Annotated in this window: 6 protein-coding genes and 1 pseudogene; all 7 read right to left on the reverse strand. The window is 30.8% G+C overall.

Going from position 1 to position 12,410, the window contains the following annotated elements; all coding sequences use genetic code 11:
- Positions 1 to 32 precede the first annotated feature (32 nt).
- Positions 33 to 737, reverse strand: coding sequence for a hypothetical protein (locus BN1242_RS05140; protein WP_062352314.1), 705 nt, complete (start codon positions 735 to 737; stop codon positions 33 to 35).
- Entirely contained in the window at positions 683 to 2,494 is a 1,812-nt protein-coding gene (locus tag BN1242_RS05145) for a hypothetical protein (RefSeq protein WP_062352317.1), read from the reverse strand. Before BN1242_RS05145 ends, BN1242_RS05140 begins: the two co-directional genes overlap by 55 nt.
- Positions 2,495 to 2,513: 19 nt before the next feature.
- The gene (locus tag BN1242_RS05150) at positions 2,514 to 5,894 is read right to left on the reverse strand and encodes a hypothetical protein (RefSeq protein WP_062352319.1); all 3,381 of its coding nucleotides are present in this window, start codon (positions 5,892 to 5,894) and stop codon (positions 2,514 to 2,516) included.
- Positions 5,895 to 7,280, reverse strand: a complete 1,386-nt coding sequence (locus tag BN1242_RS05155; RefSeq protein ID WP_062352322.1) for a site-specific integrase — start codon at positions 7,278 to 7,280, stop codon at positions 5,895 to 5,897. It abuts the gene before it with no gap.
- A gap of 149 nt (positions 7,281 to 7,429) precedes the next feature.
- Positions 7,430 to 8,176: pseudogene (locus BN1242_RS05160) on the reverse strand (OB-fold nucleic acid binding domain-containing protein); the annotation flags it as partial.
- A gap of 59 nt (positions 8,177 to 8,235) precedes the next feature.
- A complete protein-coding gene (locus BN1242_RS05165; RefSeq protein WP_062352327.1) occupies positions 8,236 to 11,187 on the reverse strand; it encodes an ATP-binding protein in 2,952 nt (983 codons plus the stop codon).
- Positions 11,188 to 11,204: 17 nt separating this feature from the next.
- Positions 11,205 to 12,410: a metallophosphoesterase family protein gene (locus BN1242_RS05170; RefSeq protein WP_062352329.1), complete on the reverse strand. Its 1,206-nt coding sequence runs from the start codon at positions 12,408 to 12,410 to the stop codon at positions 11,205 to 11,207.

The raw sequence follows: 12,410 nt of genomic DNA on the forward strand, positions 1-12,410 counted from the left end.
TCTACGCTGTAATGCCTAGTAGGGCTTTTTTTCTAAAGGTCCTTCCAAAGATCCAAACTTGCCGATTCTTTTTTATGTTCCTTTATGTCGATTACCTTTGAATTCTTATCCACCTTTTCTATTTCAAAAAATTCAAATGCATTATGATTAAATAAATTTTCTAATGCTCTCTTAACAGGTTTTGTTGAATTTTTTGTTGTAGTTAGTAGGTTTACTAGATTCTTCTCTTTTCTATCTTTACCATAATAAAAAAGCTTATAAATAGTAGATTGAGCTTCTTTGTTTAAGTCCCTCAATTCTTTAATTTTTTTCCTCTGTTCTATTATTTTCTCGTTTAAATCTTTAATTTTTTTCTCATTTTTCTTTTCTTTTTTTAGAAGTAATTTAATTTCTTTCTCATATGGCTCTAACGTTTTAAAGAGTTTTTCCGGATCGTTACCTAACTTTGCGATTGAATCTTTTATACTTGGGAGTTTAATGACGGGATTCTCATTTTCCATTAGAATTGGAGTATTTACTGCTTCATTATATCTTTCTATTTCATGAAAACCATCATACGCAGCTTTTCTCCAGTAATATTCAGGGATTGGTTTACTTAGCCAATCAAGTTCTCCCTTTTTATATAATTCCGTAACATATTCAGCAAATGGCCTTTTATTTATAATTTTAACTTTATTTTCTTCTACATATCTGTCAAGTAACTCATCGATTTTGTCTTTTGGATACTTGTTTGCCAACTGAGATTCACCCCTGTCTGTTCATAAATATGATCCACACAAACTCCAATACTTTCTAATAAATCTTTTAATTCCTTCGATTTAGTGTTCAATACTTGTTTTATCCGTAAGTTCAAATCGATTTGTTCCAATTTATTACTCAGTATTTGTTCGTGTATTTGCCCTAAAGCATTGTAAACTTTTAGAGCATCATTTTCTACAGAATTCATCCACATTACAATCTCATTGTATTTTTCCTTAAATTCTTCATACTCTATTTTCCAATATTCTTTACATACAAAACAATATGGTTTACATCTTTTAGTAGTTGCTGTACACCAACCAATATCCAACTTATCCCACTTTTCCTGATCAGGCTCCTGATTCTTTAAGATGAATCTACGTCTAAATTCATCATCTATCTTTGAACTAGTTGAAGGCGCTTTAATTGTCTCAAAAAATTTAGACTTAAAATATTGTCCTTCAATATCAAATAATCGTAGCAGCTGAAATGTGGAAGAATCGGTTTCAAACTCTCTATGTTTAAAGTAATGAGTTTGTGCTTTTAGCGATAAATGTCCACCTAATCTAGCAATTTCCACAGGATGAAGGCCTTGAAGTTTTAAAAACATAAAAGCTAAATGCCTAGTATCATTTGGCCTCAATCGTCGCTCTATATCAAAAATAATACCATTTTTTCGACTCTTAGATATTGTTTCTATATCATCTTTACCAATATCTCTTAATGTGAAATTATACGGGGGATTTTTAATAATAGTTTCATAAAAATCATATAACATATTTGAAAAGGCATCTTGATTAATTCTTCTATCATTTCTTTTCTTATTGGAACTCAATCCTACTAACTTATCTCTCATTTTTCTGTAAGCTTTAAAAGATATTAAAGTTTCGGATTCTCCAAACTTATCGGATTCAACAACATAATTATTAATTATATTATAGAATCTTTCATCTATTTCAATTCTATCAATGACCTGAATTCTTTTTTTATTATTCCTCTGTTTAGCTCTTGGCAGTTTTAAATAGTATCGATTACTTTCGATTTTTAAGTCATTTCTTTTGATTTTTAAAAACTCACCTATTCTCATTGGTATTTTTGTCGTTAATATCCACCAGATTCTTATTGGTGAAAAATATAGATATCTCCAATCATCTTTAGGATTACTGGAAAAAAAGTCATTCAAAACAAATAAAAACTTTAAGCAATCACGACTAGAAGGGATTGCTCTAGTTTTAGATTCGAATTTTTTATGTAGCTCACTGATTAACCCAATATATTCATCTGTTGTATCTAATTCGTCATAAAAATCCAAAAAGTTAAATATAGATATTATCGTTGAATATTTTACTTGCTCAGTAATCTCAGTTAGTAAATAGTCCTCTAAATCACCCAAATTCGATATATTAAAAGTATCAGTCATATTTAATATTCTAACTAAATATCGGAAATGGCTTTGTACAGTACCACCTGAATACTCTAATAATAAAGTGGAGACCCAACATTTTAATACATCAAGCATTTTTTCATTTTTATACTCTTTATATTTAAGAAAATCGATTGTCAGTATAGTATCTTGATTCTCATTATAAACATACCAAACGTTATCTTTATAAGAATAATTGGTAAAATAATTTATTGTAATTTTCTCCAAATAACTATCAATATTATCTTTTGCAACCTCAATACTATAATCAAGGTCAAATTCCTCATTACTTGATTCATCTATTGTAAATTCATAGTTTAATAATGCATTCAAAATAACTCCCCTCCTAAATCTATGTGCCAATAAGACTCCGATTCTCACTTAAAAATAGTTGCCAATCCTCCGGTAATTCACTTAAAAGTAATTTCCACTTTTCCTCGTCTAATTTTAAAAACTCGTAAACAACATTCCCATATTTACGCTCAGCATTTTTAAATAATCTAAGACGACCAGCGAAGTTTATTAAAAATCTTTCTTTATCACCTTTGTATTTAAGATTTGAAAACTCATTAAGGATAAATTCGAAATCATTCCATAGTAGCCTAGTTAACTCAGATATGGCATAAAAATGAGGTATTGAATAATGGCAGCCTCCTAAACAGTTTCTACCCGGATATGGACAGTTCGATTTCCCAATCAAGCATTGAACATCTTTTTCTTTACTGGGTAATTGCATAAACAGTATTTCTTCATATTTTTGTTGAATATCACGTGAGTCCATTTCTAAAATTATTTCTTTTAATATCTCTTCATCATTAGTTGCAGTTAAAAGAAAAGTTGCAAGTGTCTCAAGTTTAAATATATTACCGAAAGAATCTACAAGCTCATTATTTTGTTTCGTTTTTTCTTCAAGTGATGTTGTTTCTCCAAATAAAATATCAGTAAAAGTATCTGCAATAAATCCAAAATGATCATATCTTGAGAAAAGCTGCGATGTAAGGAAGTTTATTTCCTCTTGAGTAAAAAGCCAATAAATATTTGACGTTTCTATATTTTTATGTCCTCGAAATTGTTTAAGGATTTCTAATTCATGAGGCCCATTTTCCTCCTTCGATATACTAATTGTAAATGAGAATACTGTTCGGTTCATTTTTAATGTTTCAAACCCAACATTTCCTTTAAAATCCTCAAAAAAACTTTCCTTTGGCTTATTTTTAAATCTATTATCTGAAGTCATAAAATTAATTATAGATTCATTAATATTATTTAATAATCTTGTTCTTATTTCACAAAGCGTGATAGCGCTCGCAAAAGCCATTAATAATTTATCCGGTATAAATAAATATCTATCCACACCATTCTTAGAGAAGTTATATGTTTTAATTTGAAGCCTACGTAATAACCTTTCTGCATCTGGTTTACTAATTTCATTATTCTCTATCCATTCTATTGTCGGTTCTATTGAAGTATCTTTAAAAGATACTCTAGGAAAACTAATATAGTCTGGAGTTCTCCAAATATTTGTTAAATGAAGTAAAACGAATAACCATGCAGAATCATAACGATCATACACAAAATTAATATTTCTTTTTTCTACCTTCGCTTGTACTGCCTTTTTTATACTATCTATGGCTTTTCTTTTATGCAAACTAACATTTTCCTCTGTTGAAATATATTCAAAAAATTGACGAAATTCTTCAGGAGAATATATTTCTTTTGTTTTACGTTTTTGTTCACGTTCGTAAGGATTATTTATTTCGCTCATTCTAAAAGTAACCTTATTTTGCATTTTTTGTGAAATATGAATAGCATGCAAAAAACTATATAAATGTTTTTGATAGTGTAATTGTATTTTTTTATTAAAAAAGGCAATATTCAACTCTTTAGAAGAGCAATTAAAAATTTCCTTCGTTAAGAAAGTGATCATATCTTTAGTTAAATTAACAAATATGTTTATTCTTTGTAATCTATCATCGTAAGTATTGGGATTCCACTCACTGGATTTACTCTTAATATAAATTCCCCATAGCTTTTCGGTTTCTCTAAGATGATTTGGAAAAGTAAAATTTTCCATCTGTAGGCGGTGTCTTACATTATCATAAATAGTCCCTACATCCATATAGTATTGCTGGTTATATTGTAATCTTTTATAATTTTCTTCTACAGAACTTTTCAAATAAATGATCCTTTTATTTAGGAATTTAACGTCACTAGCAACTAATACAGGGACTTTTGTCTTTCTAACATCATGCGCGTCAGGATCATAATTATATTTTTCTAACACTTCGTTACGGGTATACCATTTTTCATTTATGATGCTTAATAACTTCACTTGTTGTTCTTTAAGCTTGATTACTTTAGATTTACTAAACAGTGTTAAGTTGTTGTGAACTTTCTTTTCTACCCGTAAAAGACCCGTATCAAGAAATTGTTTTATTCTCTTGTTTGTGAGATTTAGGTAGGCCATTACTTGTTTTCTATTTAAGTACTCTGATTCCTCTAAATCTTGTTGTAACTTTTCTTCCGAAGTTATCTTTTTACTCTTTTTTTCTATTAAACACTCAAAATCAAATTTGTTCACATAAGCAAGTTCAAGTTTGAATCCAATTTTTACAACTTCTACCTCATTTACTTTCAGGAACTTATTTGTATCAATAAGATTTGATTTACCTAATTTTTCCATAACTTCTTCAAGCTTAATGTAGTTGCATAAGAAATTCACTATACTACTTTTTGTAAAAAATCTTTTGATATTTTCATATTTTTTTTCGTTAATAAATATTAAAGGATATTTTAAATTGACAAATTCAATATACCCCTTATCCGCTAATTCAATTAATTTAAAAATTCCACCAGATCTAAGTGTATCTTTAGGTAAATTAGATCCTAATCTTTCCCAGACCTCTAAATCAATTAAATGGTCTTTTATAAATTCTCTTTCCCAAATTTCTTGTATTTTCTTAAAATCTACTAGTTGTGATTTTTTATAAAGTGTCTTACCATTACTTTCAATTGTTTCTACTTTCAGTAATCCAAGTTTAATAATCTGCTCAAATTTTTTATTTGTAAATCCTAAATACAATTTTGCTTGATTCCTGCTTATGTATTCTGGTAAATCAACTATATTGAGCTGTCCTTTCACTTCTTCACGTGTAAGTTTATTTTGCCCATCTTCTATTAATTGCATTACTGCTTCCTTATTTACAAAGGTCATATCATATTTTTCCGAAAGCTGAATTACTGGAATACCTTTTTCTCTTATAATTGATAGTGTATATTGAAAACCTGATTTTCCCATTAATTTCTTAGCATCATTTAGTTTTATATAATCTCTTAAAAAACATTCAAGACTAGACTTCTTAAAAAATCTTTTTATATTTTTATATTTGTTATCTCTAATAGAAATGAGAGGGTATTTCAGCTCAACCATATCAATTAAACCTAAGTCAACTAAGGAAATTAATTTCTTTATTCCTGAAGAACGTAAAGAATCTTTCTTAGAATTTGAACCTAATAATTTCCAAACATCTAGATCTATTAAATGTTCTTTAATAAAATTTTTCTCCCATTCCACATGCTTTAATAATTTCTCTAATTCAACATACTTCACTCTATTAATGTCAACAATATCCAAAACACCATGTTTTTCTAAAATTTCCGTTCCTCTCCGCCTAACTCCCAATTGAAAATAAGGACTGTTTTTGTTGCTCAGTTCATTTATCTTAACTAACATTTAATATTCTCTCCACCTACTCATGACCTTATTGTATAACTCAATGTTCTGTTCTCGCTTTAACGATAAATTTGAATCCAATTCGCCTTCTTGGTCTTCACCGCCTCCAAATTTTTTTGCTATCTTCTCCATCATTTCTTTAATCTTTTTCCTCGTTACCCTTCTTTCTAAATAATCTATAGCTGATAATAAACTTCTATCCCCACGTGAATCCCTAATTTCCTCAATACCTAAACCTTGATCTATTAAAAAGTTAGTAAACACTGCCCTACCAATATGGGTACTCCACGGTAAGGATTCAAGGAACTCTAAATCCTCGTAGTATCTGTTTTCTCTCAATTCTTCTAAAAATTTTTCCTTAACACGTTTAAACTTTTTAGCATAGTTTGGTCCACTTATCGGTACACCTGTTTTATAAGATACAAATAAAGAATCATCAATCTTTAACTTTCTTTTCAACTTTAAATCTTCTAGTTTTGAATCGTGAGCTTCATATAATTGATTGAGAAGATTTGAATGTATAATATATTGAATTCTTGGTCTCTTTACTTGATTATATTTGTTATTAATCAAGTTTGGAAATAGCTTCTCCTGACGATCATCTATATCAACAAAAAATGATCTACTATCAGTTCCTCTATACCCTTTTGGCTTTAATGCACTCTCTGTAAGATTCACTACCTCTCCTACACGTAATCCACCAAAGAACTGAAAGTATATGCCTAAAGCTATTTCTGATGCTTCTGACCTTGCTATATCAATAAATAACTTTACCAAGTCATATCTGTTTTCACCAAAATCCTTTAACGTTGTCATGTAATCATCTTGCTTTTTATTTGGCCTTTCTATATCCAAAACAGAATTTCCAAATGGTGATATTAATATTTCATCACCCTTTTTATTAGTAGTTTTTCTTATCTTAGGATCTTGATCAATTAAGTCCTGTTCTTTTAAAAAGTTATAGAATCTTGTAAGAGTAGTTTCCCAATATGCTATAGTTTCTGAGTTTCTTCCCAAGTATGTACCATATGTAATAAAATCTGCACCGTGTTGTAATTCTAACGCCCTTACTCCTTTTCCTTCTAACTGACTGTATTTCTTCTCTATATCTTCATCATCTTCATCCTCAATCTGAGTATAAATGTAGTTTAGGAACATACTTATTATTCTTGCCGCCCTTAGTTGAGTACTTGGCCCTAACTGATTATTTTTATAACACTTAACAATAAAGTTTGAAATAGGATGTGGTAGAATATGTCCGGTTAGATTATTCTTTAAACCAATTAGCACTATATCGGTACTTTCTATTTTTCCTCCTACCCTTTCACTTTCAACTATTACTTCTCTTGGTAACCATGTAAATTTTTTATCAAGAGGTATATACACTTTAGCCCCCCTCACGTTCCAAATATTATATTTTCATTATATCTCACTTTTTATAATGTGAGAACTCAAAAAGAACCCTTATATATAAGGGTTCCAAACGTACTTTTATATGTATTTTTGATTTCGTTTCTCACTCGTATATAGATAAGGGAAAGGACAATATGTTGGAGTACGAGTACTTCTTCACCATTAATGTTTAGTTCTTCAGCTGCTTTTCCAATTTCATTTACCATGATCGTAATATGACCTAACAGATTTCCTTCCGTCGTATAAGTGGTTGAAATAGGGCCAGATAATTCCATCACTTTGCCAAGATCATGTAAAATAATCCCTGCATACAATAAATCTACGTTCAATGTAGGATATAATGCTGTAATCGCCTTTGCCAAATCTAACATTGATACGACATGATAAGCTAATCCAGAATAAAATTCGTGATGATTTTTCGTTGCTGCTGGATATTCGAAAAATTCTTTACTATATTTTTTTATTAAGTGACGTGTAAGTCTTTGGATGTTCGGATTTTTCATTTCAAATATATATTGGGTAATTTTACTTTGCATTATATCCATTCCGAGTGGTGCCTTTTCGATAAGATCTTCAATAGCAATTTGTTCTTGAGAATGGAGTGGCCGTATTTTACGAATGCGTAGTTGCAGCTTGCCACGGTAATTTTGAATGTCACCGTTTATTTTTACTATCGTTTGTTCAACATACAGTTTTTCTACTTCCTCCGTTACATCCCATAATTTTGCTTCAATTTCTCCGCTCTTATCTTGTAATATTAATGTTAAAAATGGCTTACCATTACTGGCAATGCCTCTCGTACTAGATTTAATTAATAAATATTGTTCAACTTGTTCGCCCGCATCATAAAAACATATTCCTTTTTTCATAGGCCCTCCTATTAATATTGTAATAGTTAGAATTTCCTTTGTTATTCATTTACCAACCTTTAAGGATTTAACTGAAACGCAGTGGAAAAATGATTAACTAAGTCACTGTGACAAGTGAAAAATAAAACTTGTTGATTATTTGCAAGTTGTTTAAGCAAAGTAATGGTTTGTTCCAGCCTTTTTTGATCAAAATGAACAAATCCATCGTCAATGATTAATGGATAGTTTTCCGTTTCACTAATAGAATTAGCTAATGCGAAACGGAGACTTATATATAACTGTTCACCAGTTGCTTGACTTAATTCTTCTGGTGTATAAATTTTTCCATTAGATTGCTCAACATAAAGAGTATCTCTATTTGAGTCTATAAAAATATTACTATATCGTCCATTAGTAATTAGTGTAAAATATTTAGACGCTCGTTGCAAAACCCTTGGCATTTTTTCTGTTTTATATTTTGCCAAACTTTTTTGGAGAACATACTTCGCAATGCTTAAGCTAGCCCACTGTTTTGCTTGAACATTGAATTCGTATTTTTTTTCATAAAATTGATGTAGTAGGTCGGTGTACAAACCACTTTCCTCGATTATTTTCAACTCATGTTGGATAGACAGTAAATCTTTTTGTAGTTGTTCTATCTCACCTTTCATTTTACCAATATCCGCTTCAATCGATTGTAACTCCTTTTCCGAAAAATACGGTAAATCTTCATTTATATTAAGCTTATATGGTGTTCGCTGTAATTGTTGCTCGAGTAATTTCAGATGATTTTTTAACTGTTCCAGTTGATTTCGTTGTTCTGCTTTTTGTAAAAACAAATCTTTATTTTCTGCGTCAGCCTCATTAAAAAGTTGATTCATTTGGTTTTCAATACTGTTTTTCTCAATTTCCAATGTCGTAATTTGTTGTTGTACTTCTCTCCACTTTGCTTGTTTTTCTTCCCTTTTACGGTGACGGTCCATTTGTTCCACAAGCATCTGCTTAATAAAAATGACTCTTTCTTCATATGTTGAACCAGTTACTCGGATATTCTCCGTTAACTTTGCCAATTTCATTTCCTTCTTTTCTATTTTTCCTTTTATCGCATTCCGTTCATCTGTTAATTGGTTCAACTGTATTAAAATCTTTTGCATACTTTCTAATAACTCAAAACACTCCAGTAAATGATTAGTTGCTAAGTGTTCTGAAATGAAATATTCTTTGCCTAGTTCTATTAGTTTCAGTTCATTGTTCTTCCATTCACTTTCCCAATTTTCGTATTGTTGAATAATATGTTCAAATTGCTCTTCCAATTGATGAAGTCGAATCATTTCTAGCTCTATTTGTTTTTCGTTTGTCGTATTTTTATGCAGTTTTTCTTCTGCATCGAGTGCTTTCGATTCGCTTCTGGAAAACTTGTCTAATTTTCCTCTCAACTTACTCTCTTTTTCTTTTAAAGATTGGTAAATAATTTGAAACTGTTTTTCCTGTTTATTGGAAAATAAGTAAATTACTATCATTAATAGTAATGGAATTACGACTCCAGTGGCTATATCCCATTGTTGCATTACTAGTAAAGCGAGTGTTGCAACAGTAAGTAGTGCTATACTTAGCATAAAAATATTTCGATGTTTCACTAAATTACTTTTTTGGTTAGACTTTTCTAAATGGGATAATTGCTCTTTTATCCAACGCCATTCATTATCAATTATTTGCTTTTCTTGCTGTTCGTTCACCATTTCTTTTAAGAACTGTTTTTCCTGTTCTGATAACGCTTGTTCTTTCAGTTGGTGAATAAACTTCTCTGTCTCCGCTAATTTTGTTTGGACGGATTGTTCTTCGGCTAACAAGTCTTCCTTTTGTTCTCCGAGACGTTTTTTCTTGTACTCTAGTTTTTTTACTATATCTTTTTTAGCAAAACTTAAATCTAGTTGCAGAAGGCTTTCATTAGACTCCGAATATTGCAGCTTCTTTCGATTAATTTCCAATTCCGTCTCTAACTGCTTCATTTTTGTTGTTATCGTTGTAGCATCTTCGACAGATTTACGGTAATAAGGAAGTTCGTCAATAATTAGTTGAAGTTCGTCTGCGTAGCTATTTAATTGTCGGTCAATATATATTTTTTCCATTTCGGTTTTCAAATTTCCCTCTTGTTTAATAAGAGCTGGGAGTTGGTTATCTATCAATATTGATGCAGATTGTAATTGTTCCAGTCGCTTTACCCCATTGAAAGGGAATTTAACTTTCTCTAAAGATTGTATTTGCTGTTCTGTCTCTCTTTTATCTATCACTAATGGATATATTTGATTCCATGCTTGTTTCTTCGTAAGTTCTCCTTCTAACATTGCAAGTTGCGTTTCATAATTTTTTATTGTTTTTGCTATTTTTTCAGCCTTCAATGATAACATTTCATAGTTAGCTATTTTTGCCTTTGCTTCATTAAATTTCAAATCACTATCCCGCAACTGTTCTAATTGAATATTCATTAATGGCTTCGTTCCGCTAGGTCTAAATAATTGTTCCATTTCTTTCGTAATATTACTTTCTGTTTGCATTATTTGATCGGAGCCAAGGGCACTTGTTGAAAATAAGAAGCGACTTAAGTCTTCTCCTTTTAATTTTTGAACTTGTTGTAAGCCATGAATATTAAATGAATAGATTGATTGATATGTTTGACGGTCCATATGTTGTAAAATTTCTTGGAGCAATTCTTCTCCACCAATAGAGCCATCTTGTAAAAAAACCGTTACATCTCCTGTCGCTTTCCCTTTCACTCGTTCAATACGAACAACACCAAAATCAGTTGTCTCGATAACTAATTGTCCCCCATATTTCGAATGAAATTTCGGCTCGTAACGTGGCTCACTTTGTTGTTTTGTTGGAAATCCAAAAAAAATACTATGAATAAAAGACATGATCGTTGATTTGCCTGCCTCATTTTGTCCATAAATTACTTGAATAGGTTGCAAGTTATCTATATGATAGTTTTCAAACTTTCCGTAACCATATATATGAATTTCTTTAATATTCAACTACTTCCCCCCTCCCTTTAACCTTTTAAATACTCATACAACAACTGCTTCGCATCTGCTAGTATTTCTTGCTGCTCTTCCGTCGTAAAATTGGTAAGATATTTTTTAGCACGCGCGTGATTGTAAAGTGGTTTGAGTGGTTCCTGCCAATCTTTCAAATTGGCAAATATACTCTCAATTTCCTGAAAAAAATATTGACTATCCGCTACTTGTAATCCGTTATTGTTAGGAATGACTATAACCGAATATATCCAGGAAAAATTCACTTCATATTCTTCGCCCTCTCGCAAGACTGTCAGTAATTCATCCCATTCAAAACTCTTTAGTTTGTCTGATAATTGGCTTTCTTTCATTTTTAATTCGATAAATGTATGGGAATTTTTGCGATATTGTGTTTTAATTTTTACACAGTCTGTATATAATTCATCGAACTGTTCGTATTTATCTCTAGGCAAGGAAAGTTGATGCCAAATGATTGGTGCAGTATGTATAAAACGCATATTCGTTTGGAACTCATTCATTTGTACGATATAACAGCCTTTTTCTCCTGTCTCATTCCGATGCCGACCTTGAATATTACCTGGATACACAATATAAGGATCTTCATGCAATATTCTCGTTTTATGAACATGTCCGAGTGCCCAATAATTAAAGTGCTTACCAAGTAATTCTGGAACAGTGAACGGAGCATAAGCGTAGTGGGATAAGTCATTCGAGTCATGTCCGTGCAAAAGTCCGATATGAAAATCCGCCTCCCCTTCTCTCTTATAATCATCAATTATTTTCTCCACTACATGTTTTTTGTTATAACTAAAGCCATATAAGGATACATTTACATCCGTTTTCGTACTATAGGTAATTTTTTCTACGTGACTAGGGAAAATATGAACATTGCTCGGTAGTTCGATATTCATCCATTTACCACCTAAATGATCATGGTTACCATGGACGATAAATGCAGGAATATTTACGGCAAATAGTCGTTCCATCATTTTTTTAAAAAACAATTGCGCGCGAACACTCCTGTCTTCTCCATCATATATATCACCCGCAATTATGACGAAATCCACTTTTTCTTCAATGGCTAAATCGATGATTTTTTGAAAGGATTGAAAAGTAGATTGTTTCACTGATTCATATATTTTTTTTGGCAAAGATTTCAAACCTACAAAAGGACTGTCTAGATGTAGATCTGCACAGTGGATAAATTTTATCGACTTCAA

The organism is Bacillus kwashiorkori (assembly GCF_001375515.1).
GTDB classification, from domain to species: Bacteria; Bacillota; Bacilli; order Bacillales; family Caldibacillaceae; genus Bacillus_BK; species Bacillus_BK kwashiorkori.